The organism is Pelovirga sp., assembly GCF_059864205.1.
Genome location: NZ_JCBCBS010000194.1, coordinates 34,812 through 61,450, shown reverse-complemented (window position 1 = coordinate 61,450; position 26,639 = coordinate 34,812). Strand labels below are relative to the sequence as shown.

The following is a 26,639-nucleotide window of genomic DNA, read 5'->3' as shown; positions in this document are numbered from 1 at the left end:
GGCTGGTAGAGCAAAGGTGTAGTGCCCGGCCTGAATCTGCTGCTCCTGGCCGTGCCATTTGGCCAGCAGACGCAGCAATAAGGCATGGCTGATGATTCTTTGTTGTTCAAGCTGGCGTGCTACTCGCTGCAGGCTGCTTCCCGGGGTGACCTCAAGGGTTACGGTTTCAGGTGGGGTGACCGGGGTTGTCAGCAGCCACCAACCGCCAAGCGCTAATCCACAGCTGAGCAGAACTATCAGAATAATCAGGACCAGTAAAAGCCGACGCATAGATATAGAGATCTAAAAGTTAAAGCGGTTTTCCGTACCGCTCCGCAGGCGCTTGATGTTGTCTTTGTGGCGCCAGATGACAATTGCAGCGATGACCAGGGTAACAGTAAAGATCGGCCACGAGCCGGTGGTAAGATGGATCGCCGGGGCTATAGCGGCTGCGGCGGCGATGGATGCCAGAGAGATATAGCGCCAGCGCCATAAAAAAAGTACAAACACGACCAGTGCCGTCAGCACCGCCAGCGGAGAGAACACCAGAAAAATCCCGAGGGCGGTAGCGACCCCCTTGCCCCCCTTGAAACCCAGATATACCGGGTAGCAGTGGCCGACAAAAGCCGCCAATGCCACCAGCGCCAGAGCCGTTCCGGTCAAGTCAAATGCCTGCTGGGCGATGACCACCGGGACTACACCCTTAAGGCAATCGCCAATCAGCGTGATAATGCCGAGTTTGCGCCCGGCCACTCGGTAGACATTGGTCGCACCAATGTTGCCACTGCCGGCTTTGCGGATGTCTTCCTTGCCGAGCCGGCGCGTCAAGATAAGGCCGGTAGGGATGGCGCCGAACAGATAGGCACAGATGGCCAGAACAACCAGCATGTATTCATTCTCCCAAAAAGAGGGTAACAGTCTTAGCTCGCACTGCCCGGATGCTCAACGGCGATGGCTTTACGATATTCGCGGATCGCGCCGTGAAGGGCACCAGCAGCCATGTTGGAACAGTGCATTTTTTCCGGGGGCAGCCCGTCGAGGGCATCGGCAATCGTTTGATCGCTGATGTTAAGAACCTCATCCAGGGCCAGCCCCATGACCATTTCACTGGCGACCGAAGCAGTAGCAATGGCCGCTCCGCAGCCATAGATCTTGTATTTTACATCGACAATCCGGTCGTTGTCGATTTTCAGGGACAATAGCAGAGCGTCACCGCAGGAAGGCTCACCGACCTGCACCAGCACCGTCGGTTCGGCAATGATGCCGACGTTACGAGGATTGTTGAAGTGCTCCATGACTTTTTCGGTATACACAGTCTTACCCGTTGGTTCAGATGAAAAAACAACCCTGCAGGAAAAAGGGGATTTTAGCCCTGATGGTGGCGGCGCTGCAACTAAAAGTAAAAATTACGTAACTATTCACTGCTGTCCTTGCGCAGGGCCGGGGTTCTTGTCGCCATGGACGGCGACAACAAGCGGTCATGGATGACGAAAAGCGTCCCTTGACATAGGATCCCCGAGTCGGTGCTGAACAAATACAAAATTACATCTGCAGCCAGAGTTCCCCGCCTCGACAGCGACGGGCTGACAGGCGTCGTCGGTGATGTCAGCATGATAGTGTGGAGGGGAGATTGGCCAGAATCAGCGACCCCAGAAGGCTGGCGTTTCTCAAGGCAGAGATCTCGTAGACCGGATTAATCAGCAGGAACTCCTTCATGACAAATCGCAGATGGCCCTATCAGAGCACAGCGTGGTCGCCCATTTACTCGGTACGGAACAGCCCAATGGCCAGGTACAAAAAGCCAATAATGACAGCAAACATGAAGGCTAAAAAAGCAAATCGTGCCAGTAACTTAAGGGTAAACTCCCGGGTTGTCGGCGGCTTGTTATTATCCAGCACAAAGGACCAGACCAGGGATAAAGCAGCAGCAGCAAGGAATCCGAACAGGTAAACCTGAAGTATATCCATCGGTAACATCCTTCTTGTCGTTGAATAACTAAATCTGCTTATCTATTTGACCCCAGTAAATCAGAAAACAGGATATGGATTCTGCGACTACGCTTCGCTCCGCGCAGAATGACGCTCTTTCATTTCCATAAAGGTGCTTCTTTGTCATCCTGCGCGAAGTCGCAGGATCCAGATTATTAGCAGGTCGCATCGGTCGCGAACTTCTAACCGTTATGCTGGAGCGAAGTGGATAACCAAATAACTAAATTTCGGACATAACCGGCACAACACGTTCCAATATAGCACTAACGGACGAGGGCAGACAAAGGATTCATGTGTGGTAACCAGGACACTATTCACCGGCCTGTGATTTGCTCTAGCCCGTTTCTGAAATACATGCTATAGCTTGCCGGCACGAAGACCACAGGGATTGACTCGGTGGTCTTTTTCTATTGGATCCGTAAAGAGAAAGAAGCAACGATGATAACTGCGACAAACATCTGCCTGGCCTATGGCAAGCGGATTATTTTCAACAACGTCAATATCAAATTTACCCCCGGCAACTGTTATGGACTGATCGGCGCCAACGGTGCGGGAAAATCGACCTTTCTTAAAATTCTTGCCGGCGACTCCGAGCCTGACAGGGGCGAAGTCACCATCAACAAGGGGTTGCGCCTGGCGGTATTACGCCAGGACCAGTTTGCCTTTGACGAAGAAACCGTCTTCAACACAGTCATCATGGGGCATAAAAAACTCTATGAGGTGATGGTCGAACGTGAAGCGATCTACAGCAAGGGGGAGTTCAGCGATGCTGACGGCGTCCGTTCCGGCGAACTGGAGGCGGAATTCGCCGAATTAAACGGTTACGATGCGGAATCGGAGGCCGCAGTATTGCTCAACGGTCTCGGCATCCCCGAAGCCCTGCGGCAGAAGAAGATGAAAGAACTGGAAGGTGGCGACAAGGTGCGGGTCCTGCTGGCCCAGGCCCTGTTTGGCAACCCTGATATCCTGTTGCTTGATGAACCGACCAACAATCTGGATTTGAAATCGATTCAATGGCTGGAGGAGTTTCTCGGTCGCTTCCAGAATACGGTAATTGTCGTTTCCCACGACCGGCATTTTCTCAACCAGGCCTGCACCCATATTGCTGATATCGATTTCGGCACCATCCGTACCTACGTCGGCAACTATGATTTCTGGTATGAAGCCAGTCAGATGGTTCTCAAACAGAAGCAGGATGCCAACAAAAAGGCGAGTGACAAGGCCAATGAACTCAAGGAGTTTATTGCTCGCTTCAGCTCCAACGCTTCCAAGGCCAAACAGGCAACGTCACGCAAAAAGCTCCTCGACAAACTGGAGATCGATGATTTACCGACCTCTTCACGCAAATATCCCTTCATCATCTTCAGGCCGGAGCGCCCCTGCGGCAATATCATTCTCGAAGTCACCGACCTGAGCAAAACCATTGACGGAGTCAAGGTGCTCGATCGCTTGAACCTGATCGTCAACAAGGGAGACAAGATTGCGTTTGTCGGTGGTAACAGTCTGGCCAAGACTACCTTGTTCCAGATTCTGGCCGGCGAGCTGGAGCCGGACAGCGGCAGCTACCGCTGGGGCGTCACCATCACTCATGCCTATTTCCCTAAGGAAAACAGCAGTTATTTTGCCAAAGAGATGAGTTTGATTGACTGGTTGGGGCAGTTCGCCCCGAGCGAAGGGGAGAGCTTTGCCCGCGGTTATCTTGGCCGTATGCTCTTCTCCGGCGATGAAGCGACCAAGGCAACGACGGTGTTAAGCGGTGGCGAAAAAGTTCGCTGTATGCTCGCGCGGATGATGCTGACCAACGCCAATGCCCTGCTTTTCGATGAGCCGACCAACCACCTCGATCTGGAATCGATCACCGCCCTGAACAACAGTCTGATCAGCTTTCCTGAAGTGATCCTGTTTACCTCCCATGACCATAAGTTTGTCGCGACAACCGCCACCCGTATTGTTGAACTGACCCCGAACGGGGTTATCGACCGGGTCATGAGCTTTGACGAATATCTCGACAATCCGGACATCGCCGCCCTGCGGGCCAGGCTGTGCCAGGGTGTTGTCGATTTAAAATTATAGGTGATTATTCAGTACCTAGGGAAACTTAAAAGAAAAAGCCTGCAATGGGTATGCTTGAACGCTGCGAAAATTGTTTGAGCGAAGCGAGTTCTTTTCGCAAGAGAAAACATACCCATTGATAGGCGCTCGTTATACTTAAGCTGAATAGTTACAATTATAGAAGGAAATCACGCGTGGCCCTGCCCTGGAAAACCCTTGATCATGTTTTGACCGAGAGCGGTGAAACCCTCGAACTGCGGCAACGCGGCACCGGGGATTTTCTCATCACCATTGGTAACCAGATCCTGATGAACAGCAAAGCCCAACGCTCGGAAATCGCCCTGGGCACGCTCGGCTGTCAGGGCCTGCAGCAGCACCCCGCTCCGAAAGTGCTGGTCGGCGGGCTGGGGATGGCCATCACCCTGCGCGCCGTGCTCGATCAGCTTCCCGCTACGGCACAGGTGATTGTCGCGGAGTTGAACCCCATCGTTCACACTTGGTGTCTCGGCCCGCTGGCTGAATTAACCGCTGCCGCGACCGCCGACCCGCGGGTTGAGGTGGTGATCAGCGATGTTGCCGAGCTGATTCGCCGGTCTCCGGCAGCCACTTTTGATGCCGTCATCCTCGATCTCTATCGTGGCCCTCATCCCCGCACCGATGGTTGCAATGATCCGCTCTACGGCAGCCACGCGATTGAACGCACCCGCACCTCCTTAAAGCCGGGGGGAACCCTGGCCGTCTGGGGAGAAAATCCCGATAGCGCCTTCGCACAGCGTCTTGCTGCTGCCGGGTTTTCTGTCCGGGTTGAGCGCCCCGGTAAAGGTGGTTATCGCCATGCCGTCTGGGTGGCCCGAAAAAAAGGATAACCAGTGGAAATATTTGATTTGAATGGACGCCCCTTTGTCGAACTCTGCGATCTGCTTAAGTTGACGGGAGCATGTGCGAGTGGCGGCAGCGCCAAACTGGCGGTCGCCGCCGGAGAAGTGAAGGTTGACGGCCAGGTCGAGCTACGTAAACGCTGTAAAATCCGCACCGGTTGTATCGTTGAATATGGCACAGAGCGGCTAAAAGTTGTTTAGCTTCCTGCGTTTCCGTCCTTAAAAAAACCGTATCTGTTCAGCACCGGATCTTCGGATCCGATGTCAAGGGACGCGATTGTTTCCCGTTGGGTCATCCATAACCGCTTGTTGTCGCCATTCATGGCGACAAACATCCCTGCCACAGGACCCCTGACCCTGCGCAAGGATAGTGCTGAATAGTTACAAAAAACCATCATAACGGGTGAAAGATCAGGGCCGCTGAATTGATACAGTGGCGCTTGCCCGTCGGCAGGGGCCCGTCATTAAACACATGCCCCAGGTGGGATTCACAGCGACGGCAGATCAGCTCGTTACGGGTCATGAACAGACGCCGGTCGAGGCGGGTAGCGACATTTTCCGGCGCAACGGCTTGATAATAACTCGGCCAGCCACTGCCGGAATCGTATTTGTGGTCGGAGTGGTAAAGGTCATTGCCACAACCGGCGCAGCGGTAAATTCCGCGCTCCTTGTTCTCGAGCAGGGCTCCAGTAAAGGCGCGTTCGGTTCCCTCTTCGCGCAGAACCTTATACTGCTGTGGCGTCAGCAGCAGCTTCCATTCAGCCTCGTTGCGGATCATTTTTTCCACCTCGATATAGGCACTCTTTTCAACGGAAAAAAGCCTGACGGTTGAACTGCTGGTGTCCATTGTTTTATCCTTTGGCGGTTGTTGTGAAAACCCCTGTGTTGCTAACCACAGTATCCCCAACTGCGACACCAGTAGCGTCAACAGCTGTCGTCTGGTCATAGAAATGTTCATGGACCAAGTCCTTTGCGTAATAATTGACCTTTGTGGTCATATTATCCTGCACCAATTCACTTAAATGCAAGTCATCAAATAAAAGTGGCCTCCCCGGAATTAATATTAAAAATAATGACCTCTGTTCCTGAACTGTGTTAGTTCCTGTCAAAACCCCGTCCGGCAAGGAGAGAGCCATGCCACCCAAATGTAAAGTGATCGCTTCGTTGGCTGCCGTCCTGTTGTTTTTGTTCACCCTGAGCTCAACCGCTGTTGCTGATGAGTTGCTGTCGATCAAGGCAGGCTATCAGTTCCTTAGTCTGAAAGGCTCTATCGCCGGAAACGGTAACGATAGCGGCCAGAAAATCGACGTTCGCCGCGACCTTGATTTGGACGATAGTACGGATTTCACCGGAGAGGTTGCCCTGAACATGGGAAAATCCCGCCTTTCTTTCAATTATCTGCCCATCAGTTTTTCCGGCACGGGTACCCTCAAGGTTGCGAAGAAGTTCAATGAGAATACGTTTGCTGCGAATGATCGGGTAAAAAGTGAACTGGATATCGCTCTTTACGATATCGGTTACACCTATTTTCCGGTCAATCTGGACGATCTGCCAACCAGGCTGCAACTTGGTTTGGAACTGGCAGTCAAAGTTGTCGATGCCGAAGTCATGTTGAGGAATCTTGGGTCAACAGGGAATGGACTGGTATTTGAGGAGAAGGCATCTGCTCTGGCACCCATACCGACCATCGGGCTGCGCGCACGTGCCGCTTTGGCCGATTTTATTGGCCTGGTTGGGCGGGTTGGCTACATGGAATACGATCGGAATTATTTTCTTGATGCCGAAGCGCAAGTAGAGTTTTCACCCCTGCCGATGATGGGTATTTACGCCGGTTATCGTTATTTTGATCTGAAGATTGATGAGAGTGACCTGCTCGTGGAAACAGAATTTTCCGGTCCTTTTGGTGGGTTGCTGGTGCGTTTCTGATCCAGTTTGATGCGATTATTGCTTTGTATGGCGCGGCCACTCCAACTCGTTTTGGGGCGGCCGTTTTGCATCCGTCAGCCATTATCCGTTATGCTGTAGCCGTTGGAGGTTGTTGTCTGAATAACCGAGCGTAGCAAAAAGGATCCGATGATGGCGGCAAAAGTGATTCCGATAAAAAAATCGCAAGTGCAGGTAGCAGATATTATTGATGAGGCACTGGCGAAGCATCCACCCGATCAGAACCCGGAAGTGATCAATTGTTTGAAAACAGAACTTGAAAAAATTATCGAAACGTATTTTATTGAGGATGTCCCCGAATTGTCGCTGAAACTGCCTTCTGATTTGACCCAGCATCAGTTCGATGAGATTAAAAAAGGCCTGGGCCAGTTATTCGGTAGTTATAATCAACAGATGCTCGAACGGTCCAGTTTGATTTTTCGCGATCTCTACCAGGCTAAACTGGAAATTTGCCAGTTGAGACATCAGCACCAGAGCACGGATAACTGAGTAGATCTACCCTGTTGATCCCCTTGCCTTGTTGACGGAAAGAAACCATGCCCACTGCTTTTGATCTGATTGTTCTCGGTGCCGGTACCACCGCTTTTGCCGGTGCACGTATTGCCGCCGCTGCCGGTAAAAAAGTTCTCATGCTTGAGCAATCACACCTGGGCGGCACCTGTGTCAACTGGGGGTGTATCCCCAGTAAAACCCTGATTCATAAGGCGGAGATGTATCATGGCGCGCGCAAAGGGGAAAGCTGGGGTCTGAATCTGCAGGCTGGCTCCCCCCATTGTGGGACCCTGATGCCGTTAAAACAGAAGGCGGTTGTTACGGTGCGTGAAACCCACTATCAGCGTGAGGTGGATCAATCACCCAATATTAAGGTCATCAAGGCACGGGGGCATTTTGTTTCTCCACATGAAATTGAGGCCGGTGGTAACACCTATACGGCTCCGCACATTTTGATTGCCAGCGGTGGTGAACCTCGCGTTGTGCCGATTCCCGGTCTTGATACCGTCACTTTTCTCACCAGCTACAATGCCCTGCATCTTCCCTGTTTTCCCCAATCGATTGTCATTCTCGGTGGTGGTGTCATTGCTCTGGAGATGGGGCAGATGTTTGCCCGCTTCGGTACCCGGGTCACCATCCTCGAGCGTGGTCCGCGGCTGTTGGCTGAGTTTGACCTGCGCCTGACCGAGCAGTTCCGCATGATGCTCGAGCAGGAAGGAGTCGAGATTCTCTGCAATGTCGAAGCTCAGCGGATCGAGAAACACGGCGATAGCACCTGCATTTTTGCCTTGCTGAACGGCGCCGAAGTGGGTTTTTTCGCAGAGCGACTGATGCTCGCCATCGGCACCCAGCCAGTCACTAAAAATCTCGGGCTGGAGGAGATTGGCGTGGAAACCGATGCGGGTGGATTTATTACAGTTGATCGCCAATTGCGTACCAGTGTGCCGGGTATCTGGGCCGCCGGCGACGTGACCGGACCGCCGATGATTGCGCCGGCCGGTGCGCGGGAAGCCCAGATCGCCGTTAAAAATATGCTGGATCCGAGTGGTAACCATTCCATCGACCATCGTTTTTCACCAATGGCCGTGTTTGTCGACCCTGAATTTGCCACCGTCGGTCTCACCAAAACCCAGGCCGAAGCACAGGGCTACACAGTGGTAACAACCTACGTTGACCTGGAGCGGGTACCCAAGGCCCATGTCATGGGAGAAATGCTCGGCGGCGTACTGCTCACCGCTGAACAGGGATCAGGCAAGATTCTAGGTGTGCAGATGCTCTGCCCGCGCGCGGCGGACATCATCCACGAAGCGACTCTGGCGATCCGTTTCGGTCTGTCCGTGGTTGATTTAAGTACAACGGTGCATGTTTACCCGAGCATCAGTGATGGCCTGCGTCAGGCAGCGCGTGATAATGCCCAGGTGCAGGGATTGCTCTAAAGCAGCATGTTATCACAAGCGGAGCTTCACTCCCCCTCTCTGCTTTATTTAATCGGGTGTTCGCGCCACCTGATCCTTTCTCCATTTGCCAACTCATGTTATAAAGTCACAGATTTTGTTCGGCAATTCTGACTGACAATGAGGCTTCATGATTCGACGTTTTTCCAGGTTTCTCAGCAATCTGAAAATTCGCTGGAAAATGCTGGTGGTTATTCTGCCTTTAGTGATCGTGCCGATTTTTCTGCTTGGTGCCATTATCGGTTACGTCGCCACTCGTCAGGCTTATGAAGGGCTGACTGAAGTCAGTCGCGCTGACCTCGACCATATGGCAAGCTTTACCCTCGATCTGCTGGAAAATCATCACCGCCAGTTTGAAGTGTATCGTGACGACAAGAAGAAAATCGTCGAACAGGAGATGAAAAGCCTGGTTGAACTGGCCTTTGGTGTTATCAATGAGCAGCAGCGCCGGCAGAAGATTGGCCAGATCGACCTCGCGTCGGCGCAACAGGCAGTGAGGAACAGTTTCAAGGAAGTGAGTATCGGCACCAGTGGTTATCTGTTTGCTATGACCGGCGGCGGCACCCTGACCGTTCATCCTGCGCGCGAAGGAGAAGATATCAGTGATGTGCAGGATGAAAACGGCTGGTTTTTTATCCGTGATATGAAACGGCGCGCCCTGGCGAGTGAGCCGGGGGATGTTCTCTACACCATCTATCCCTGGTACAATGAATTGCTTGGTGACCGGCGTCCGCGCCGCAAGATTGTCGCTTTTCGTTATTGTCATGCCTGGGATTGGATAGTCGCTGCCGGTGGCTATCTGGATGAGACCTATGATGATCCGATCTTTGAGCAGGGCGCTCTGAAGCTGTTGGGCGAGCAGATCAAAAGTAAAAAGGTTGGTCAGACCGGCTACATCTACGCCATGACCGGTGACGGCACCCTGACCATTCATCCGGATGCCGAAGGGGAAAATCTCCTTGCCGCCACGGATGCGGAAGGTCGGGCTTTTATTGCCGAAATGACGCAGCAGCGCGACGGCTGGATTCGCTACCCATGGCACGGCCCGCAGGATAAAAAAGCTCGGATGAAAATCGTCCGTTACCGTTATTTTGAACCTTGGGACTGGATTATCGCCGTCGGCAGCTATGAGGACGAATTCTATCGTACTGCCAACGATCTCAAGTGGCGGATTGCCTTGCATGTACTGCTACTGCCGTTGATTATCGGCCTTGTCGCCACTGCCTTGCTCGCCCTGGCCGCCAAGGTTCTGACCGATCCGATCCAGCGCATGATCAGTGTGATTCGCAGGGTACGTCAGGGGCGGCTCGATGAGCAGATGCCGGTGGAAAGTCAGGATGAACTCGGGGAGCTGGCTATCGCTTTTAACCGCATGACCCGCATGCTGCGTAAAAATAAGGAGATGGAAGCAGCCCTGGCGCAGCAGGGGAAAATGGCATCCCTCGGGGTGTTATCATCGGGTGTTGCCCACGAAATCAACAACCCTTTGGGAGTGATTCTTGGTTATGCCGGTTATCTCGAAAAAAAGATTTCTGAAGATGATCCCAACTACAATTTTATTCACGAGATCAAAAGGGAAAGTAAGCGCTGCAAAAAGATTGTGCAGGATCTGCTCAGCTATTCCCGTACCCCCAAACCGGCTCTGGAGCCGACCGATATCAATCGTCTGCTGCGCCAGATAATCGATTTTGCCGGAAACCATATCGATATGAACCATGTCAGCATTGTTCAGGATTTCGCCGAGCATCTGCCGATGATTGCAGCTGATGGTGATCAGTTGCGCCAGGTCGCCATTAACCTGCTGCTTAATGCCGGAGCGGCTTCGCAACCGGGAAAACAGATCAGGGTGTCAACCCGCCTCGAAGATGGCCAATATATCCGGATTGAGTTTGCTGATCAGGGGGAAGGGATCAGCGAGTTGAATCTGGACAAGATTTTTGAACCATTTTTTACCACCAAAGCGCGCGGAACCGGCTTAGGGCTGGCAATTACCAAGCAGATCATCGACATGCACCAGGGACAGGTTGCCATCGATTCGGAGCTTGGCAAAGGCACCCGGGTGATTATCCGCCTGCCGCTGGTGCGTGAGGAATATTGATATGATACGTCAGGGGAATTAGGAATGTCGGTAAAACAGATCATGATTATCGATAATGAGGAAGGGCTGTGCCGCATGATGGCAGCCGTGTTGATGGATGACGGCCATGCTGTGCGCACCTTCACTGATCCCCTCGAGGCGGTTGAGATGTTCCGTCCCGGGGTTTGGGATCTGGTTATCAGCGACATCAAGATGCCGGGCATTGATGGCCTCGAAGTGTTGCAGCGGATCAAGGCCCGGGAACCCGATACCCCGGTTATTATGATTACCGCCTTTGCCACCGTCGATATGTCGATTCAGGCCCTGCGTAGGGGGGCCTATGATATGCTGACCAAGCCCTTTGAGCCGGATGAGCTGCTGTTCCGGGTACGCAACGCCCTTAAGCATAACCAACTGCTCAGCGAGAATGAGCAGTTGCGCCAGGAGCTTGCCGGCAAGTTCAATTTTGACAAGATCATCGGAACCTCGACGATTCTTCAGCAGTTGCTTGAGAAGGTGAAAAAGGTCGCAGTGCGTGATACCTCGGCCCTGATTACCGGTGAATCGGGCACCGGCAAGGAGTTGATTGCCCAGGCGATTCATTACAATTCGCCGCGCAAGGACAAACCCTTTATTGCCATTAACTGCGGCGCTATTCCCGACTCAGTGATGGAGAGTGAGCTGTTCGGTCACAAAAAAGGGGCCTTTACCGGTGCTGATGCCGACAAGGAAGGACTGTTAAAGGCCGCCGACGGGGGCACCTTATTCCTCGATGAAATCGGCAATTTACCTCTCAATGTCCAGAAAACCCTGCTGCGCTTTCTGCAGGAGCAGGAATTCCGGCGCATCGGCGATACCACCCCGACGCGGGTGGATGTCAGACTCATCTCCGCAACCAATTCCGATCTGGAAAAAGAGGTGCAAAAGGGCACCTTTCGCGAGGATCTGTTCTATCGCCTTAACGTTATCAATCTGCACCTGCCGCCCCTGCGCCAACGCAAGCCCGATATTCTGCTCCTTGCCTCCTACTTAATCCGTGAACAGAACCGCAAGTTTGGCACCAATATCAGCGGATTGTCGGCAGAGGCACAGCAGGCAGCCAGTGCGTACAACTGGCCAGGCAATATCCGTCAACTGAAAAATGTTATCGAGGCCTGTATTACCATTGAAACTGAGCAGCAGATCAGTCTGGCCACCCTGTCACAATTTATCGATATTGAAGAGGGAACCGCAGGCGGTGATGATTACAACAATGCCCTGGCACGCTTTGAAATCGACTATCTGCGGCAGTTGCTCAATGCTGCCGGGGGAAATATTGAAGAGGTGGCCGCCAAGGCGGGGATGAATATGGCGACGATTTATCGCAAGATGAAAAAATACGGATTACGCAAGGAGGATCTGATAGGCGACAAGAGCCGCTAATCCTCACAGACTATTCATCGGATCAGCCGAACCCAAACATCTCAAAAAAGGTTACACCCACCGGTTTCATAATCCACAGCCCCAGGGCACACATGATCAGCACAACCATCACCCAGTTGAGAATCTGGGTACGTCGTGCCCAGTCCGGCTCCGGGCGGGGTTTGCCGTTGACGTCTTTGCGCTCTTCTTTGACATGATTGCGTGCCATACCGCGCAGCAAACGTCCTGATGACAGAAAAATCACCGCCGAAACGACAAACTGGGGCATGACATCGGTGCTGACAGCACCTGATGCCACAAGAACGGCATAGTAGGCCAGAGCAACCAGCCCCAATAGTGTCATTTGTTGTGCAGGACTCATTCTACCCCGTTATGCTCATAAATATGCTATTTGCCGCCGGTGAAAAAGAAATCAATAGCAGATGAGATCGTTACAAAAAAATATCTCAAAACATCGTTTGAGGCAAGAGCGTCATTCACTCTCCTCCTGCCACTAGTCGTTCCAATGCCCTAAAGGGAGGATTTCCCGTCCGATGTTTTTATTGATAGTTTGAGCAACGGCGATATACAGAGCAGTCAGCGCAGCGATAAGGCCGCATAGGCAACCGAGGAATAAAAAGATCTGATCGTCCCTTAAGTGGTTCATCGATAGGGCCAGCAAAGAGCACATGAAGGTACCGTACAGGGTTTGCACCGCGATGCTGCGGCGAAAACTGCCAAGAAACAGAATAGCGGCAAACAAAGCCCACAGGCTTAAATAAGAAAACATGGTAATGGCATTAGGATGACGACCGATCCCCATTTCCGGGAAGATTTCATAACTGATCAGCGATAGCCAGAAAAACCCGAAGGGGAGCAGTGTTGCCGCCGCGCGCGGGTGCCCCTGTTGTTGGCTGAGTAAGCCATAGGTGAGTTGAATCACACCACCACACATCAGCAGGATGCCGCTTAACAGCACCGGTGGACTGTAGGGTCCCAACAGGCTGAACAGGTAGATCAGCAGAGAAACAGCCAGAGCCAGGAGGGCCGGACCCGGCAGTTCGTGCTGAATAGCCTGGGGCGATGGTGCCATCATGTTGTCTCCACTCAAAGGCAAGACAGCCCTATTCTCAAGAGGGCTGTCCAATTATTCTTGTTTCCCGACTCGAAAATTGCATTAGTGATCATCCGGGTATTCCGGATGATCACTAATGAGCACCAAGAAGCGTGATGACTAATCCCGTACTTTTTCCAGAACCAGATCTTCTTCCTCGATAAACACCGGTTCGGTGACAGGTACGGCCACTTTTTGTGGGCGCAGGGACGTGGCCATCATGGCTCCGACCAGCAGTAGCACTCCAGCGACCATGAAGGAGCTTTCCATGCCACCATACTTGGCATTGAGAATCGAGGAAGCTTTGACCAGAACAAAGGCACCGATGCCCCAGGAAGAAAAGAGAATACCGTAGTTCATACCGTAATTTTTGGATCCCCAGAAATCCTTGGCAAAGGAGGGGAACAGGGACAGGTTGGAACCATAGTTGAAACCGATAAAGGTTGCCAGAAGGGTCACCAGCAAAGCTCCGGAACCGGAACTTGAGACAATCGGAATAGCGGCAAACATCAGGACCGCCTGGAAAGCCAGCATCAAAGTCAGGGTGGTGGCGCGGCCAAACTTGTCTGACATGAGGCCGGCAACAATTCGACCGGCAGCGTTACCGAGGGCCATGACGGCGACGGCGATAAAGGCCATTTCACCCATGCTCTGCTTGGCGATGCCGGCGATGCTGCCGATGACCATCAGGCCGGCACCGGCACCGATGAAGAAGGTCAGCCACAGGGTGTAAAAACGCCCTTCTTTGAGTATCTGAGCCGGCCCCACATCTGCCGCCACAGCAGCCGGAGGAACTTTGGTGGTGTTTGCTGCGTCTTTCTGGGGAGCGGCTGAAAAACCTGCCGGTGGGTTGGTGAGCAGCATCGACATGCCACAGACAGAGATGATAAAGGCGATGCCAAGAATCATCATGGTGCTATGCAGGCCATATTGACTTAGCAAGTATTGAGACAGGGGCGCGAGGTAAACCGGTGCAATACCGAAACCGGAGACGACGATACCGGCAATCATCCCGGTTTTGGCCGGCGAAAACCACTTCAGCGCCGGGGGTGTAGCGGCCGAGTAACCGAAGCCGATGCCGAGACCGGCCAGCACCCCGAAACCAAAGATCCAGCCCCAGTAGCTTGAAGTCAGGGAGCAGACAATAAATCCGGCACCGACCAGCAGGCCACCGAGGATGGCCGTCATCCGTGGACCAACCTTGTCCTGCATCTTGCCGCCAAGTATCATCGATAAGGCAAAGGCCAGACAGGCGGTAGCATAGGGGTCGCCGGATCCGGCGAACATGTTGTCGATTTCACCCTTGAGCATACTGTAAGTGTAAAGAATGCCCAGGGCCAGGTTGATTCCGAGTCCAGCCAGGACGACTTGAAAGCCGCGGTTCTTGATCGGTTGGGTTTGCATCTCTTCTCTCTCCTTGGGTGTTATCACATTAGAATGCTGAATGGATATGACACGATTTAGGCGATGGAACAAAGGCCATTTGTTGCCGAATTTGATGGTCAGGGGGTGGTGAGCTTTTGCGTTGGTTGCGGTTTGCGCCGGTTCGGCATGACAGTAAGCCGTTTGCATGGTGGCAGGGGGCTGTGGTGTTCTGTCGTACAGTCCTGCATGTGTCAGCACATCCGGATAGCGTTCCGTCAGGCGCGGAAACTTTTCACACTCCCGGTATCTACTCGAACAGTAATGGGACATGGCAACAACGTCGTAAGGGGAAATATAGTCTTCGCCGACATCACAGAACTTTTGGTCTTGGTCGAAGTATGGGCAGATTGCCATGGCAGTTCTCCTGGGTGTGTGATTGGATGTCCTTGTTTAAGGCAACCTACGTGCCAATCTGTGAAAATAAAAAAACGATGTTATAACAGGAGGTTGTAGCGTTTTTTCCGGCTGCGTGAAAAAGGCTCCTAAACGAATTTTTCGCAGATTTGCAAGTTTTTTCAGGAATAGAAGGGGGTTCTTTTTATGCTGAAAAGAAAAAAGGTTATATTTTTAAATATTTGAAATTATTGAAAAATTTAAAAATATTGAATTTTCAAGTCGTGCAATAAAAACACTGGTTTGTATTCGTGAAGCTCCTTGACCAGTTTTTTGCAAAATTGCAAATTTGTGGGGCTGGTCACGACGCCGATATTTACGTAGACTGATAAGTCGTATGTTTGTCCAACACGGATTCTCAAGGAGATTCAAGATATGCCAACACTCGATCAGATCATGACCCGCGGTGGCGACAAAGGGCAGACCAGCCTGGTTGATGGCACGCGGGTATCTAAGGCATCACAGCGGGTAAAAACCTACGGTACCGTCGATGAGCTGAATTCAGTGCTGGGGTTGGTTCGTTGTGAGGAGTTGCCGGCAGGGATCAGGGACAAGCTGCTGCGCCTGCAGAATGAACTGTTTAATCTGGGTGGTGAGCTGGCAACCCCGGCTGACAGTGAGCAAGCCGCACGGATTCCCAATGTGCATCAGGGGCAGATCGATTGCCTTGAGACCTGGCTTGAAGAGGATCGGGCAAAATTGACACCGGCACAAAACTTTGTGTTGCCCGGTGGTACCCGCGCTGCTGCCCTGCTGCACTTGGCGCGGACCGTGACCCGGCGTTGCGAGCGCGAACTGGTCTGCCTGGCAGAGATGGAAGATATCAATCCACTGTGCCTGGGCTTTCTCAACCGTCTTTCCGATCTGTGTTTTGTCTGGGCGCGGTTGAGTAATGATAACGGCAACACTGATATCTTCTGGCAACCGGGGGAGCATCGATGACGCAGCTATTATGAATCTGGTGTTGCTGGAGGATGAGGATTTTATTGATGATGACCACGTCAGGCTAGGTGGCCGGCGCTTCGATCACATTACTACCTGGTTGGGCAAGGACAGCGGCGACAGCTTGCGCGTTGGACGGATTAATGGCCGCCTTGGCCGGGGGGTGATCAGCGCCATTACTTGTGATTCCCTGACGGTCGAGGTCCATCTTGAAGAAGATCCACCGCTGCCCCTGCCGGTGACACTGCTTCTGGCATTGCCGCGGCCGAAAATGTTGCGCCGTCTATTGCGCGGGATCAGCAGCATGGGGGTCAAGTCCCTTTATCTGATTAATAGCTACCGGGTTGATAAAAATTACTGGAGAAGCCCTTTGCTGCATCCTGAAAAGATCAGGGAACAGCTTTGTCTCGGCCTCGAGCAGGGGCGCGACACAGTGCTACCACAAGTGGTTTTGTGCCCGCGCTTTCGCCCCTTTGTTGAGGACGACCTGCCTGCTATCAGTGCCGTCACCACTAACCTGGTGGCCCATCCGGGCGATGGTTGCATCTTTCCCCACCAACCGCAGCTTCCTGCCTGCCTGGCGGTTGGCCCGGAGGGAGGGTTTATCCCCTATGAGATCGATAAGTTGAGGGAAGCCAATTTTATCGCGGCGCATCTTGGAAAACGGATTTTAACTGTGGAGACAGCGGTGCCGGCGCTGTTGTCGCGTTTTATCAACTGAATTTGATATGTTTTTGTATCTGTTCAGCACCGGATCGGGGGTCCTATGTCAAGGGACGCGATTGTTTCCCGTTGGGTCATCCATGACCGCTTGTTGTCGCCATCCATGGCGACAAACACCCTTGTCACAGGCCCCTCGACCCTGCGCAAGGGCATAGCTGAATAGCTACATATTTTTTTCGATCAATGGGGCTGGTAGCATGATCAGCAGCCCATCAACCAATGGAATGTGATGATGATATTAGAAGAATGGGGCTGGTCGACAGATTTTGCAGAAGCCTTTGCCTTTTGGAATGATGGTCATCATGTGCCGGCACGGGTGATCCGTGGGGAGAAAAATTACTTCCGGGTGCTTTCCTCGGTTGGCGAATTGACTGTCCGTTTTACCGGAAAAATCCGCCATCATGCCGGTGGTCGCCCGGATCTGCCGGTGGTCGGTGACTGGGTAGTAATTGCCCCACAAGGGCAGCAGCGTGGCACCATTGTTGCCCTGCTTCCGCGCCGCAATTCATTTTCGCGCAACATCTCCGGCCGGCGCAAAGGCAAGGAGCAGCGCGCCGAGGAACAGGTCATCGCTGCCAATATCGATCTGGTCATCATCGTCAGTGGTCTCGATCAGGATTATAACCTGCGCCGTATCGAACGTTACCTGACCCTGGTCAGCAGCAGTGGCGCCGCTGCGGTGTTGATTCTCAATAAAGCGGACCTGCACCCTGACCCCGAAGCTTGTGTGAAAGAGGTCACACGTATTGCCGGCACGACTCCAGTGTTTGTCTGCTCGGCGCTGGAGCCGCTCCAGTTGCTGCCGCTGCAGCACTATCTGAAACCGGGTCAAACTGTGGCGCTGCTCGGTTCCTCCGGAGTTGGGAAGTCAACGATCGTCAATGGTTTGCTCGGAGAGGATCGTCAGAAAATCGCCGCGGTCAGTAGTTCCGACGGCAAAGGGCGTCACACCACCACCCATCGTGAACTGTTTCTGCTGCCACAAGGGGGGATTTTGATGGACAATCCCGGCATGCGTGAATTGCACCTGTGGGGGGAGAGTAACGACCTCGAGGAGTCTTTTGCCGATATTCTCACCCTGGCACAGGGGTGCCGCTTTCGCAATTGCAGCCATGACCATGAGCCGGGTTGCGCCGTTCAACAGGCGACCGCTGCCGGAGCTCTTGACCGTGACCGTCTGGCCAACTATCTCAAATTAAAGCATGAGTTGCAGGCACTGCAGAAGTCGAGGGCCTCATAATTACCAGACAGGAGCTTCTCCCTGCCGTTTTTTATCCTCAACACTGCGGATTTTATCGGCCATGGTCTGTTCCCGATCGATGCGTGATCCAAGCTTGATGGTGGTACTGATGCGCGGGGCGCCGGCGGCGTGAATTTCCTCATGGCAACGCTTGATTGCTGCAAATACCTGATCGTAGTCGCCTTCAATATTGGTGCCATAAGCGTGCAGATTGATGTTTAATCCCGCTTCTTCGAGGATTTTCTGACAGCGTGCGATATAGCTGGAAACAGAGACCCCCACCCCCAGGGGGACAACACAGAGATCGACAATCACCTTCATGATATGGGGCTCCTTTTCTTGGTCGGGTTTGTGCTTTGATACTGACAGTATAGCTATCCCCTGAAGCGCTGACCAGCACCTGAAGTGGCAAAAAGCACACGTAAGGTACCGAAAATCCCCCACCAGAAACAAAAATCTGTTATATTGGCCTGTTCTTGGCAGACTTAAATCACAGAAAAGTCATCGTTCATCAACCCTGACACAGATAAAAAGAGGTAGCAATGCAGAATTGGGGACAAGGTCCTTCCGGGGAAGACCTGGAAAAAAAGGTTATCGAAATAACCAATCGTTTCAAAGAGAAAATGCAACTGGATCCGAAAAAGAGCGCTCGACCCATTATCCTGATTGTGGCTGTGCTGGCGATCATTGTCGGTGCTTACAGTAGCATGTACGAGGTCAACACCGAAGAAACCGGTGTGGTGCTGCGATTTGGCAAGTTTGCAAGCTTCTCCGAGCCGGGGCTGCATTTCAAGGTACCTTTCGGCATCGATCAGGTTTATCTGGTGCCAACCGGCCGGGTACTCAGGGAAGAATTCGGCTTCCGCTCGATCGAACCGGGAGCGCGTCCTGCCCTGTCCAGCCGCGGCCTGGAAGAGGAATCCCTGACCTTGACCGGTGATCTTAACGTGACCGACATCAAATGGATTGTCCAGTATCAGATTCGCGATCCCTATAAATATGTGTTCACGATTCAGGACCCCATCGGCACGATACGGGATCTCTCCGAAGCCATGGTACGTAGAGCGGTAGGTAACGCCAACGTTACACAAGTCCTGACTACGGAAAGGGTCTCTCTGGCGGCAATCATTGAAAAAACCTTGCAGGAGACCCTTGATCTTTACGATGTTGGTATCCGTATTGTCACCGTTCGTTTCCAGGACGTTACTCCGCCGGATCCGGTCAAAGGGGCCTTTAACGAAGTCAATGAAGCTGAGCAGCAAAAGGAAAGTATGATTTTCCAGGCCCGCGCCCAGTATAACCAGGAAGTCCCCCGGGCTCGCGGTGAAGCACAACGGGCCCTTCAGGAGGCTCAGGGTTACGCCGTTGAACGGATTAACCGCGCCAGTGGTGAAACCAATCGCTTTCTGGCCCTGCTGGCCCAATATCAGCAGGCACCGGAAGTTACCCGCCAGCGCATCTTCATCGAAACCATGGAAGCCGTCCTACCCCAACTCGATGAAACTTACATCATGGACGATATCAACGGTGGCGCCCTCCCTTTGCTGCCACTGCGTAAAAATATGGAAGGAGCCCCTCGATGAAAAACGGATTGCTCATAGTCATCGTTCTGGCCGTCATTCTCATCGGTCAGGACGCTTTTTATACAGTGAATGAAGCCGAACAGGTGGTTGTAACCCAGTTCGGCGCCCCGGTAAGCACCATTACCAACGCAGGTCTGCACTTCAAACTTCCGTTTGTACAGAATGTCAATCGCTTTGAGAGCCGGATCCTGAACTGGGACGGAACGCCTAACCAGATACCAACCAAGGATATGCGCTTTATCTGGGTCGATACGACCGCGCGCTGGCGCATCTCCGATCCCCTCGAATTTTACCGGACAGTAGCCAATATCCGCGGTGGCCTGAGCCGGTTGGACAATATCATCGACTCGGTTGTCCGCGATGCGGTCTCCAGTCATTTGCTCGCTGAACTGGTACGCGGCAGTGACTACAAGGCGGAGGCAGATGAGGCTTTTGAGGTTGATGGGCGGGAAATCACTGTGGAAGAAATGACCGGCCGCGAGACCATTATTAGAGGCGTTCTTGAGCGCGCCAGCGCCAGCACCCCAGCCTACGGTATCGAATTGATCGATGTGCAGATCAAGCGCATCAACTACGTTGAGCAGGTCCGCCAGCGGGTTTATGAGCGGATGATCAACGAAAGGAATCAGGTCGCTTCCCGCTATCGTTCCGAAGGTGAAGGGGAAAAAGCCAATATTCTCGGTGAAATGGATCTTGAACTTCAGCGGATTCGCTCCGAGGCTCATCGTAAGGTGCTGGAAATGCGCGGTAATGCCGACGCCGAAGCAGCCGCTATTTACGCTCAGGCCTACTCCAAAGACGCCGAGCTGTACGCGTTTTTACGGACCATGGAGTCCTACCAGAAAACCCTGACCAAAAATGGTAAACTGGTGATCTCCGCTGATTCCGATTACTATAAATACCTGCGTACGCGCGATGCCGGTTTTTAGCCTGTATCCTCATTAACACCACCCTAAAGCGCCGCCGTATCAGCCTTTGCTGGTCGGCGGCGTTTTTTTAGAGATCGCCCCCCTGTTGTTGCACAAAGTCACAAATAATCTTCTGTTTATTGAAATAGTCAGGAAAATTCCATGCCTGAAATGATTGTCACCGCCACCGAGTCCGGATTGCCGCTGGAGGTTTTTCTCCAGCAGCGGATTGCTGCCGCTCCGGTGGCCTATCTGCGCAAATTGCTCAACGACGGTAAATTCCGCAGGCCTGACAATGTTGTAACGGGAAATGAGTCCCTGGTTGCAGGTGAACGCATTCTGCTGCCTGACAGCCGGCGTCTGATGGATCTGCTCGTGCAGAGTGAAAAAATGTCGGTATCGGTTCTCTACGAAAGCGAGCAGCTGCTGATTCTTGACAAGCCGTCCGGCTTGGCGACCCATGCCGGACAGGGACACGAGGAGGATAACCTCACCGCCCGGGTGGCCGATTTGCTCAAACGCCGCGGGGAACATTTCATCGCGGCCCCGATTCAACGCCTTGATCGTGAAACCTCCGGGGTCGTGCTGTTCGGCAAGGGAAAAAAGAGCTGTTCGATCCTGGGCAAAATGATGATGAGCGCACCGGTTGGAAAAATCTACCTGGCGTTGGTGAAAGGGAAAATAACCACTGCCGGCACCTTGATCGATGATATCCCGGCCAAGGGGAAGAGTAAAACAGCGGTCACCAGTTATCAGCTAGTGGCCGCAAATGACAGCGCATCCTTGCTGCAGATCGAACTCGGCACCGGACGCCAGCATCAGATTCGCCGTCAGTTTCAACAGATCGGTCATCCCCTCTATGGCGATAGCCGTTACCGTGGTCCCTGTCCCGATAATCTGTCCCGGCTGTTCCTGCATTGCCGGCAGCTGGCATTTGTCGATCCCTTCACCGACACCCCTGTGAAAATCACATCACCCTTGCCGCAAAACCTCAGAGCTTTTCTTGAAGATCTGGGCGTTGAATTTTAGAAAGGCGGGACGCTCCTAAGGAGTTCAATAAAAAAGGGGTACCTGTTCGCACGTGATCTTGCCGAGCGACACATCTTTTCCGTTTGTTTAGACTGGTCAGCAAGAAACGTAGGGGTTGCAGGAAACTAGCACCCTCTGCCCGTCCTCGGCAGGTTGAGCCCCTGCAGCCATTCGTTGATCATGCCGAGGGCGCAACCGACGCCGGCAGCGACGGTAATGGCAGCAACGGCGCAGTTTTTCGAGCAGGCGCCGCACTCCATACAGGCGTCAAGGTCGGTAATCCGCGCTTTTCGATTCTCTATGGTAAAGACGCCGTGGGGGCAGACCTCCATGCAGCGGCCGCAGCCGATGCAGATCTTGCCGTCCAGGCGGAGTGTCACTACATTTTTCAGATACCGGAAATCTTTCATCACATTTTCTTTTCACCTATCGTAACTGTTCAGCACCGGATCTTCGGATTCTATGTCAAGGGACGCGATTGTTTCCCGTTGGGTCATCCATGACCGCTTGTTGTCGCCGTCCATGGCGACAAACACCCTTGCCACAGGATCCAAAGACCCTGCGCAAAGATAGCGCTGAATAGTTACCACCCATCAACAGCACACCATCACCTAAAGGAACGCCGCCCATAGCCAAAGAAGCGTCGCTCCGACAAGAGTTGCAATCATCGCCGGCAGGGCGATACGCATTTCCTTCTTGACCCCCGAGCGGGAGGTGAAGGGGGTGCTGCCGGTGAAATTGAGGGCGTAGAAGGAGCTGACGGCGGTGAGGGCGAGGAGTGTTCCGGCGCCGGCCGGGACCCCGATGTCCCCGCCGGCGAGAGCGAGCCAGACAAGCCCCCACCCCATCCCGCAGGTCGCCCCCTTGACGGCGAAGCTTGAGCCGGGAAGCCACGGCAGGAGAAGGGGTGTCGCGATCGTTCCCGCGGCTACTGCCCCGAGGAAGGCTGCTGCTGCTGTGAATCCGGCCGCCGCTTCGTTAAAGGCCGTTCCGACAAGGAAAAGAAGGGCGGTAATGAAGATGGTCGGTTTCAGGGCCAGGACGATCTCCACCGGGACGAGGACGAGGCGCTCGCGAAAGGTAAAGGTCAGCTCCCGCATGGCCGCAGTCGTCACCATGCCTTTGTCGAGGAATTCCGGCAGGTCTGTCGCCTGGATCGTTGCGAAGTGGACACGAAACCCGGTCCGGCGGGTCACCTCGTGGGCGGCGATGCCAGGGGCGGCGAGGATCGGCAACAGGAGCGTGCGGTGGTTGACCGCCTGCGTCAGATGTGCCGCGTCTATCCTGTGGATCAGTTCGTCAGTCCCGAACGTCCCTTTTCCGGCGGCGCACCAGACATTGATGCCGAAGGTCTCCAGGACCAGAATCCACACGTTGCGGCCGTGGAGAGCGCTGCGGACGATGTCGTAGCTCATCTTGTAGTTGGCCGTGACAATCACTGGATCGTCACTACCCGGAGAGCCGATGGCATAGAGGCCGGGTGGGGTCAGGTATGACATCCTTCCGATCCCCCAGCGGGCTTTCCAGGCGCCGAGGCGGTCACGGCAGCCAAGCTGGGTCGAAAGCAGTGGCACCTTTCCCGCTCCGGTTTGCAGCCAGCCAACAAAACCGGGTACCTTTTCACTGATTTCTCCGCCTCCGGCAGAGACCTGTGGGCCTCAGCAGGGAGGCCTGTCGGCAGAGACGGAGATCGGTTGGCAGGGAGAATCTGTTCCGGTTTCAGGATGCTGCATTTTTCAACTCCACCAAGGTTAATCGATAGTGTGAGCCGCGCCAAGGTTGCAGCAGCGACTGTACCTGAATTTATCGTTCCGATAGTCATTCTGGCGGCGAGAGCGACTAAGCCTGCGCCAGTTTAAACTCAATCAAGGACGTTATCCAGTAAATCACGTTTATCCCTGGAGTACAGGGGACAAAGAGTCAAATCTGAGCTGTTTATCCGCTGCGTTATCCTGCCATGCGTTCCGGTTCCTCGATCCAGGCCTGCTGCAGCGACAGGTGCCGCAGGAACTCGGCGGCAAACAGGAACTGCTCAGACTGAACCGGCACGTTAATCTGCTCGTCGCCACGCTGCACCGAAAGCGCATAGCCGCTCTTTTCGTTGCGCACCCAGCGCTCGACCGTCAAGCGCGTCTGGATTTCGCCATCGGGACCGGTAAAAGAGTGATTGAGGCTCTCCTGACCACCATCACCGACAATCCTGTGCATCTTGCTGAACAGGGCGAAGGCCTCAAAGGGTTCGACGATAAAGCGGACCGCGTTGCTGCCGCTCTCGAGGCGGAAGAAACGCAGCACGATCCGCCCTTCGGTCGGTCGACCTTCGCTGCGACGTTCATAGGGAGAGATGGAAACTCCGGCTTGCCTGGCATAAATGGTGATCTGTGGCATCTTGTACATAGAAACCCCTTCTGTTGTCGTTCGTTACAATAAGCTGAGTTGGACCTTTCACCCTGTTTTTCGGTCCAACCCCCGATACTGAATCGCTTCACTTAAGTGTATACGGTCGATCTGGTCGCTACCGGCCAGGTCGGCGATGGTGCGCGCGAGTTTGAGGATGCGCGTGTAGCTGCGCGCTGACAGACCGAGTTTGTCGGTAACCTGTTCCAGCAGGGCGTCGCCATGCGCGTCGAGTTTACAGAAGCGGCGGATATGGCGGGCCTGCATTTGGCTGTTAGCGTGGAGGCCAAAGGGGGCAAGGCGCTGGCGCTGGCGCCCGCGGGCCTGGTTGACGCGCTCACGGATGGCGCCACTTGTTTCGCCGGCGGCGACATCGGTGAGGTCTTTGTGGGTAACGCGGGGCACCTCGACATGGAGGTCAATGCGATCGAGCAGGGGACCGGAGAGTTTGCTGCGGTAGCGCTGCAGGAGCGGCGGGGTGCAGGTGCAGTCATGCACCGTGTCTCCCAAAAAGCCGCAGGGGCAGGGATTCATGGCGGCGACCAGCATAAAGTCCGCCGGATAGGTCAGGCTCAAGGCGGCGCGGCTGATGCTGACCTGCCCATCTTCCAACGGTTGGCGCAACATCTCCAGCACGTTCTTTTTGAACTCCGGGAATTCATCGAGGAACAAAATCCCCCGATGAGCCAGGGAAACCTCGCCGGGGCGCGGGTAAGCGCCACCGCCGATCAGTCCGGCATCGGAAATGGTATGATGAGGGGAACGGAACGGCCGTTGGCGCACCAGGGCATTGTTACGCGACAGTAGACCAGCAACGGAATGAATCTTGGTGGTTTCCAGGGCCTCCTCGAAAGAGAAATCGGGGAGGATGGTCGGCAAGCGCCGTGCCAGCATGGTCTTGCCGGATCCCGGTGGCCCACTCATCAGGATGTTGTGGGAGCCGGCCGCAGCAACTTCGAGGGCGCGTTTGACGTGCTCCTGGCCACGCACTTCGGCAAAATCTTCACAGTCGGTAGTCTGGGGAACGGTATCGGTGGCCGGGGACATGGCAAAGGGGGCGAACTCTTTTTCACCGTTGATCAGGCCGACAGCCTCGGCCAGATCGCGCACCGGATAGATAGCAGGCCCAGCGACGATGGCTCCTTCTTCGGCATTCTCCAGTGCCAGAATCAGCGCCTGATCGCCCCAGTCGCGGGCGACGACGGCAATCGGCAGAACGCCGCGCACCGGCTTGACCTGACCATCGAGGGACAGTTCGCCCAGAAGGATGAATTTTTTCAGACGTTCGGCATCGACAATGCCGGTGGCGGCCAGCAGACCGATGGCAATGGGGAGATCAAAAGCAGCACCGTCCTTGCGGATATCGGCGGGAGCAAGATTGATGGTGATGCGCCGCGCGGGAAACTCGTAACCGGAATTCTTGATGGCTGACTTAACCCGGTCCTTGCTCTCTTTGACGGCACCCTCAGGCAGGCCGACCGTGGCAAATTGCGGCAACCCCTGGGCAATATCGACTTCCACGGTAACCGGATAGGCATTAATGCCGATCAGGGCACCGGATGTGACTTTAGCGAGCATGTTCCCCCTCCTGCTCTTATGTCAGATTGCAAAAAAAACGCTCAGCGTATTGATAATCAGGACGCGTGATTGAGTTCGTAGATCAGTTTTTCCGCCATGATAGCAGCGACAGCACCATCGCCGACGGCAGTGGAAACCTGCTTGAGGACCGAGGTGCGGCAATCGCCGGCGGCATAGATTCCCGGAACATTGGTGATGGTATCTTCGCCGCAGCGGATGTAGCCATCTTCATCCAGGTGAAGCAGCCCTTTGACAAAATGGGTTGTAGGGGTAATCCCGATGGCAACGAACATGCCGTTTAACTCAACCTGACGGCAGGAACCGGTTTTCATATCGCACAAAACGGCTCCGGTAAGACCGCTGTTGTCGGATGTAAATTTTTCGACTACGGAGTTCCAGACCATTTCGATTTTGTCGTTGGCAAAAATGCGCTCCTGCAGAATTTTGGTGGCACGCAACTGGTCGCGGCGATGTACCATGTAGACCTTGCTGGCAAAACGGGTCAGGAATAAAGCTTCTTCTGCGGCGGTGTCGCCACCGCCGATCACGGCGATGGGTTGATTGCGGAAAAAAGCGCCGTCGCAGGTGGCACAATAGGAGACCCCTTTGCCGACCAGGGCTGCTTCGCCGTCGATTCCGAGTTTGCGCGGAATCACCCCGGTGGCGACGATCACTGCTTTGCAGGTTATTTCCTTGCCGTCAACCAGCAGGGTTTTGCTGGCGCCATTGTCAATGATCTTTTCGACGGTGCCATAAGCGGTTTCCAGGCCGAATTCAACGCAGTGCTCCTGAAAGCGCATCATCAGTTCCGGTCCTTCGATGCCGCCTGGGTAGCCGGGCCAGTTTTCCACCAGAGTGGTGGTCATCATCTGGCCACCAAGGATCATTTTTTCGATCATCAGGGATTTTAAACAAGCGCGCGATGCGTAGAGTCCGGCGGTCATTCCCGCCGGCCCGCCGCCGATAATAATGACATCGTAATCGGTGGTACTCATAATAATCTTTGACTCCTTGTCGGCGATTCCTTCATGCGCTACAGAT

At 53.8% G+C, this 26,639-nt stretch carries 27 protein-coding genes and 1 pseudogene; 14 read left to right on the top strand and 14 right to left on the bottom strand.

Annotated elements, in window-relative coordinates:
* The 4 genes and pseudogenes from AC6F7T_RS12365 to AC6F7T_RS12350 all read right to left on the bottom strand — a co-directional run.
* Positions 1 to 270 (bottom strand): annotated as a pseudogene (locus AC6F7T_RS12365) (hypothetical protein); the annotation flags it as partial.
* A gap of 12 nt (positions 271 to 282) precedes the next feature.
* Positions 283 to 867 carry a glycerol-3-phosphate 1-O-acyltransferase PlsY gene (gene plsY / locus AC6F7T_RS12360; RefSeq protein WP_500719277.1) on the bottom strand — a complete coding sequence of 195 codons (585 nt, stop codon included), beginning with the start codon at positions 865 to 867 and terminating at the stop codon, positions 283 to 285.
* Between the two features lie 32 nt (positions 868 to 899).
* A complete protein-coding gene (locus AC6F7T_RS12355; protein WP_500719276.1) occupies positions 900 to 1,292 on the bottom strand; it encodes an iron-sulfur cluster assembly scaffold protein in 393 nt (130 codons plus the stop codon).
* 448 nt (positions 1,293 to 1,740) lie between these two features.
* Complete coding sequence (locus tag AC6F7T_RS12350) at positions 1,741 to 1,947, bottom strand: hypothetical protein (protein WP_500719274.1); 207 nt, start codon at positions 1,945 to 1,947, stop codon at positions 1,741 to 1,743.
* Between the two features lie 459 nt (positions 1,948 to 2,406).
* On the opposite strand from AC6F7T_RS12350, the gene AC6F7T_RS12345 reads away from it, so the two are divergent.
* The 3 genes from AC6F7T_RS12345 to AC6F7T_RS12335 all read left to right on the top strand — a co-directional run bounded on the left by AC6F7T_RS12345 (position 2,407) and on the right by AC6F7T_RS12335 (position 5,099).
* Complete coding sequence (locus tag AC6F7T_RS12345) at positions 2,407 to 4,041, top strand: ATP-binding cassette domain-containing protein (protein ID WP_500719273.1); 1,635 nt, start codon at positions 2,407 to 2,409, stop codon at positions 4,039 to 4,041.
* Positions 4,042 to 4,214: 173 nt separating this feature from the next.
* Entirely contained in the window at positions 4,215 to 4,886 is a 672-nt protein-coding gene (locus tag AC6F7T_RS12340) for a spermine/spermidine synthase domain-containing protein (protein WP_500719272.1), read from the top strand.
* Between the two features lie 3 nt (positions 4,887 to 4,889).
* A complete protein-coding gene (locus AC6F7T_RS12335) occupies positions 4,890 to 5,099 on the top strand; it encodes an RNA-binding S4 domain-containing protein (protein ID WP_500719270.1) in 210 nt (69 codons plus the stop codon).
* A gap of 193 nt (positions 5,100 to 5,292) precedes the next feature.
* On the opposite strand, the gene msrB is transcribed toward AC6F7T_RS12335, so the two are convergent.
* Positions 5,293 to 5,856, bottom strand: a complete 564-nt coding sequence (gene msrB, locus AC6F7T_RS12330; RefSeq protein ID WP_500719269.1) for a peptide-methionine (R)-S-oxide reductase MsrB — start codon at positions 5,854 to 5,856, stop codon at positions 5,293 to 5,295.
* 176 nt (positions 5,857 to 6,032) lie between these two features.
* Here msrB and AC6F7T_RS12325 point away from each other — a divergent pair, with 176 nt between their 5' ends.
* From AC6F7T_RS12325 to AC6F7T_RS12305, 5 genes are all read left to right on the top strand, one after another.
* A complete protein-coding gene (locus AC6F7T_RS12325) occupies positions 6,033 to 6,824 on the top strand; it encodes a porin family protein (RefSeq protein WP_500719268.1) in 792 nt (263 codons plus the stop codon).
* A 147-nt stretch (positions 6,825 to 6,971) separates the two neighbouring features.
* Positions 6,972 to 7,331, top strand: a complete 360-nt coding sequence (locus tag AC6F7T_RS12320; protein ID WP_500719266.1) for a hypothetical protein — start codon at positions 6,972 to 6,974, stop codon at positions 7,329 to 7,331.
* A gap of 47 nt (positions 7,332 to 7,378) precedes the next feature.
* Positions 7,379 to 8,770 carry an FAD-dependent oxidoreductase gene (locus AC6F7T_RS12315; protein ID WP_500719265.1) on the top strand — a complete coding sequence of 464 codons (1,392 nt, stop codon included), beginning with the start codon at positions 7,379 to 7,381 and terminating at the stop codon, positions 8,768 to 8,770.
* Positions 8,771 to 8,918: 148 nt separating this feature from the next.
* Positions 8,919 to 10,886, top strand: coding sequence for a cache domain-containing protein (locus AC6F7T_RS12310; RefSeq protein WP_500719263.1), 1,968 nt, complete (start codon positions 8,919 to 8,921; stop codon positions 10,884 to 10,886).
* Positions 10,887 to 10,910: 24 nt separating this feature from the next.
* Entirely contained in the window at positions 10,911 to 12,287 is a 1,377-nt protein-coding gene (locus AC6F7T_RS12305; RefSeq protein ID WP_500719261.1) for a sigma 54-interacting transcriptional regulator, read from the top strand.
* Positions 12,288 to 12,309: 22 nt separating this feature from the next.
* Here AC6F7T_RS12305 and AC6F7T_RS12300 read toward each other — a convergent pair whose 3' ends face one another.
* The 3 genes from AC6F7T_RS12300 to AC6F7T_RS12290 form a co-directional block, all read right to left on the bottom strand.
* Positions 12,310 to 12,630 (bottom strand): hypothetical protein, encoded by a 321-nt coding sequence (locus AC6F7T_RS12300; RefSeq protein WP_500719259.1) that lies wholly within the window; start codon positions 12,628 to 12,630, stop codon positions 12,310 to 12,312.
* 150 nt (positions 12,631 to 12,780) lie between these two features.
* The gene (locus AC6F7T_RS12295; RefSeq protein ID WP_500719258.1) at positions 12,781 to 13,362 is read right to left on the bottom strand and encodes an acetate uptake transporter; all 582 of its coding nucleotides are present in this window, start codon (positions 13,360 to 13,362) and stop codon (positions 12,781 to 12,783) included.
* 138 nt (positions 13,363 to 13,500) lie between these two features.
* Complete coding sequence (locus AC6F7T_RS12290) at positions 13,501 to 15,159, bottom strand: L-lactate MFS transporter (RefSeq protein ID WP_500719256.1); 1,659 nt, start codon at positions 15,157 to 15,159, stop codon at positions 13,501 to 13,503.
* 414 nt (positions 15,160 to 15,573) lie between these two features.
* Between AC6F7T_RS12290 and AC6F7T_RS12285 the strand changes: the two genes are divergently transcribed.
* The 3 genes from AC6F7T_RS12285 to rsgA all read left to right on the top strand — a co-directional run bounded on the left by AC6F7T_RS12285 (position 15,574) and on the right by rsgA (position 18,103).
* Entirely contained in the window at positions 15,574 to 16,140 is a 567-nt protein-coding gene (locus tag AC6F7T_RS12285; protein WP_500719254.1) for a cob(I)yrinic acid a,c-diamide adenosyltransferase, read from the top strand.
* Between the two features lie 10 nt (positions 16,141 to 16,150).
* On the top strand, positions 16,151 to 16,861 hold the full coding sequence (locus AC6F7T_RS12280) for a 16S rRNA (uracil(1498)-N(3))-methyltransferase (RefSeq protein WP_500719253.1): 711 nt from the start codon (positions 16,151 to 16,153) through the stop codon (positions 16,859 to 16,861).
* Positions 16,862 to 17,092: 231 nt separating this feature from the next.
* Entirely contained in the window at positions 17,093 to 18,103 is a 1,011-nt protein-coding gene (rsgA, locus tag AC6F7T_RS12275; protein ID WP_500719251.1) for a ribosome small subunit-dependent GTPase A, read from the top strand.
* On the opposite strand, the gene AC6F7T_RS12270 is transcribed toward rsgA, so the two are convergent.
* Positions 18,104 to 18,424 carry an MTH1187 family thiamine-binding protein gene (locus AC6F7T_RS12270; protein ID WP_500719250.1) on the bottom strand — a complete coding sequence of 107 codons (321 nt, stop codon included), beginning with the start codon at positions 18,422 to 18,424 and terminating at the stop codon, positions 18,104 to 18,106. It abuts the gene before it with no gap.
* Positions 18,425 to 18,645: 221 nt separating this feature from the next.
* Between AC6F7T_RS12270 and hflK the strand changes: the two genes are divergently transcribed.
* From hflK to AC6F7T_RS12255, 3 genes are all read left to right on the top strand, one after another.
* Positions 18,646 to 19,686 (top strand): FtsH protease activity modulator HflK, encoded by a 1,041-nt coding sequence (gene hflK / locus AC6F7T_RS12265; RefSeq protein ID WP_500719248.1) that lies wholly within the window; start codon positions 18,646 to 18,648, stop codon positions 19,684 to 19,686.
* Positions 19,683 to 20,615, top strand: a complete 933-nt coding sequence (hflC, locus tag AC6F7T_RS12260) for a protease modulator HflC (RefSeq protein ID WP_500719247.1) — start codon at positions 19,683 to 19,685, stop codon at positions 20,613 to 20,615. The genes hflK and hflC overlap by 4 nt, the downstream gene beginning before the upstream one ends.
* A 141-nt stretch (positions 20,616 to 20,756) precedes the next feature.
* Entirely contained in the window at positions 20,757 to 21,623 is an 867-nt protein-coding gene (locus AC6F7T_RS12255) for a pseudouridine synthase (RefSeq protein WP_500719245.1), read from the top strand.
* A 125-nt stretch (positions 21,624 to 21,748) separates the two neighbouring features.
* On the opposite strand, the gene hgcB is transcribed toward AC6F7T_RS12255, so the two are convergent.
* The 5 genes from hgcB to trxB form a co-directional block, all read right to left on the bottom strand.
* Positions 21,749 to 22,033: a mercury methylation ferredoxin HgcB gene (hgcB, locus tag AC6F7T_RS12250; RefSeq protein ID WP_500719244.1), complete on the bottom strand. Its 285-nt coding sequence runs from the start codon at positions 22,031 to 22,033 to the stop codon at positions 21,749 to 21,751.
* A gap of 201 nt (positions 22,034 to 22,234) precedes the next feature.
* Positions 22,235 to 23,356, bottom strand: a complete 1,122-nt coding sequence (hgcA, locus tag AC6F7T_RS12245) for a mercury methylation corrinoid protein HgcA (RefSeq protein ID WP_500719242.1) — start codon at positions 23,354 to 23,356, stop codon at positions 22,235 to 22,237.
* 214 nt (positions 23,357 to 23,570) lie between these two features.
* On the bottom strand, positions 23,571 to 24,020 hold the full coding sequence (locus AC6F7T_RS12240) for a hypothetical protein (RefSeq protein WP_500719241.1): 450 nt from the start codon (positions 24,018 to 24,020) through the stop codon (positions 23,571 to 23,573).
* A gap of 48 nt (positions 24,021 to 24,068) precedes the next feature.
* On the bottom strand, positions 24,069 to 25,598 hold the full coding sequence (locus AC6F7T_RS12235) for a YifB family Mg chelatase-like AAA ATPase (protein ID WP_500719239.1): 1,530 nt from the start codon (positions 25,596 to 25,598) through the stop codon (positions 24,069 to 24,071).
* A 56-nt stretch (positions 25,599 to 25,654) separates the two neighbouring features.
* On the bottom strand, positions 25,655 to 26,593 hold the full coding sequence (trxB, locus tag AC6F7T_RS12230) for a thioredoxin-disulfide reductase (RefSeq protein ID WP_500719238.1): 939 nt from the start codon (positions 26,591 to 26,593) through the stop codon (positions 25,655 to 25,657).
* Positions 26,594 to 26,639: the final 46 nt, after the last annotated feature.

Excerpts from the sequence above, each read along its gene's own strand:
- AC6F7T_RS12240 (WP_500719241.1), bottom strand. The coding sequence starts at position 24,020 with ATGTACAAGATGCCACAGATCACCATTTATGCCAGGCAAGCCGGAGTT.
- AC6F7T_RS12295 (WP_500719258.1), bottom strand. The coding sequence starts at position 13,362 with ATGATGGCACCATCGCCCCAGGCTATTCAGCACGAACTGCCGGGTCCG.
- AC6F7T_RS12290 (WP_500719256.1), bottom strand. The coding sequence starts at position 15,159 with ATGGCAATCTGCCCATACTTCGACCAAGACCAAAAGTTCTGTGATGTC.
- plsY (WP_500719277.1), bottom strand. The coding sequence starts at position 867 with ATGCTGGTTGTTCTGGCCATCTGTGCCTATCTGTTCGGCGCCATCCCT.
- AC6F7T_RS12345 (WP_500719273.1), top strand. The coding sequence starts at position 2,407 with ATGATAACTGCGACAAACATCTGCCTGGCCTATGGCAAGCGGATTATT.
- AC6F7T_RS12270 (WP_500719250.1), bottom strand. The coding sequence starts at position 18,424 with ATGAAGGTGATTGTCGATCTCTGTGTTGTCCCCCTGGGGGTGGGGGTC.
- rsgA (WP_500719251.1), top strand. The coding sequence starts at position 17,093 with ATGATGATATTAGAAGAATGGGGCTGGTCGACAGATTTTGCAGAAGCC.
- AC6F7T_RS12285 (WP_500719254.1), top strand. The coding sequence starts at position 15,574 with ATGCCAACACTCGATCAGATCATGACCCGCGGTGGCGACAAAGGGCAG.
- AC6F7T_RS12300 (WP_500719259.1), bottom strand. The coding sequence starts at position 12,630 with ATGACACTATTGGGGCTGGTTGCTCTGGCCTACTATGCCGTTCTTGTG.
- AC6F7T_RS12255 (WP_500719245.1), top strand. The coding sequence starts at position 20,757 with ATGCCTGAAATGATTGTCACCGCCACCGAGTCCGGATTGCCGCTGGAG.
- AC6F7T_RS12310 (WP_500719263.1), top strand. The coding sequence starts at position 8,919 with ATGATTCGACGTTTTTCCAGGTTTCTCAGCAATCTGAAAATTCGCTGG.
- hflK (WP_500719248.1), top strand. The coding sequence starts at position 18,646 with ATGCAGAATTGGGGACAAGGTCCTTCCGGGGAAGACCTGGAAAAAAAG.
- trxB (WP_500719238.1), bottom strand. The coding sequence starts at position 26,593 with ATGAGTACCACCGATTACGATGTCATTATTATCGGCGGCGGGCCGGCG.
- AC6F7T_RS12315 (WP_500719265.1), top strand. The coding sequence starts at position 7,379 with ATGCCCACTGCTTTTGATCTGATTGTTCTCGGTGCCGGTACCACCGCT.
- hgcB (WP_500719244.1), bottom strand. The coding sequence starts at position 22,033 with ATGAAAGATTTCCGGTATCTGAAAAATGTAGTGACACTCCGCCTGGAC.
- msrB (WP_500719269.1), bottom strand. The coding sequence starts at position 5,856 with ATGAACATTTCTATGACCAGACGACAGCTGTTGACGCTACTGGTGTCG.
- AC6F7T_RS12325 (WP_500719268.1), top strand. The coding sequence starts at position 6,033 with ATGCCACCCAAATGTAAAGTGATCGCTTCGTTGGCTGCCGTCCTGTTG.
- AC6F7T_RS12305 (WP_500719261.1), top strand. The coding sequence starts at position 10,911 with ATGTCGGTAAAACAGATCATGATTATCGATAATGAGGAAGGGCTGTGC.
- AC6F7T_RS12235 (WP_500719239.1), bottom strand. The coding sequence starts at position 25,598 with ATGCTCGCTAAAGTCACATCCGGTGCCCTGATCGGCATTAATGCCTAT.
- hflC (WP_500719247.1), top strand. The coding sequence starts at position 19,683 with ATGAAAAACGGATTGCTCATAGTCATCGTTCTGGCCGTCATTCTCATC.
- AC6F7T_RS12320 (WP_500719266.1), top strand. The coding sequence starts at position 6,972 with ATGATGGCGGCAAAAGTGATTCCGATAAAAAAATCGCAAGTGCAGGTA.
- AC6F7T_RS12350 (WP_500719274.1), bottom strand. The coding sequence starts at position 1,947 with ATGGATATACTTCAGGTTTACCTGTTCGGATTCCTTGCTGCTGCTGCT.
- AC6F7T_RS12280 (WP_500719253.1), top strand. The coding sequence starts at position 16,151 with ATGAATCTGGTGTTGCTGGAGGATGAGGATTTTATTGATGATGACCAC.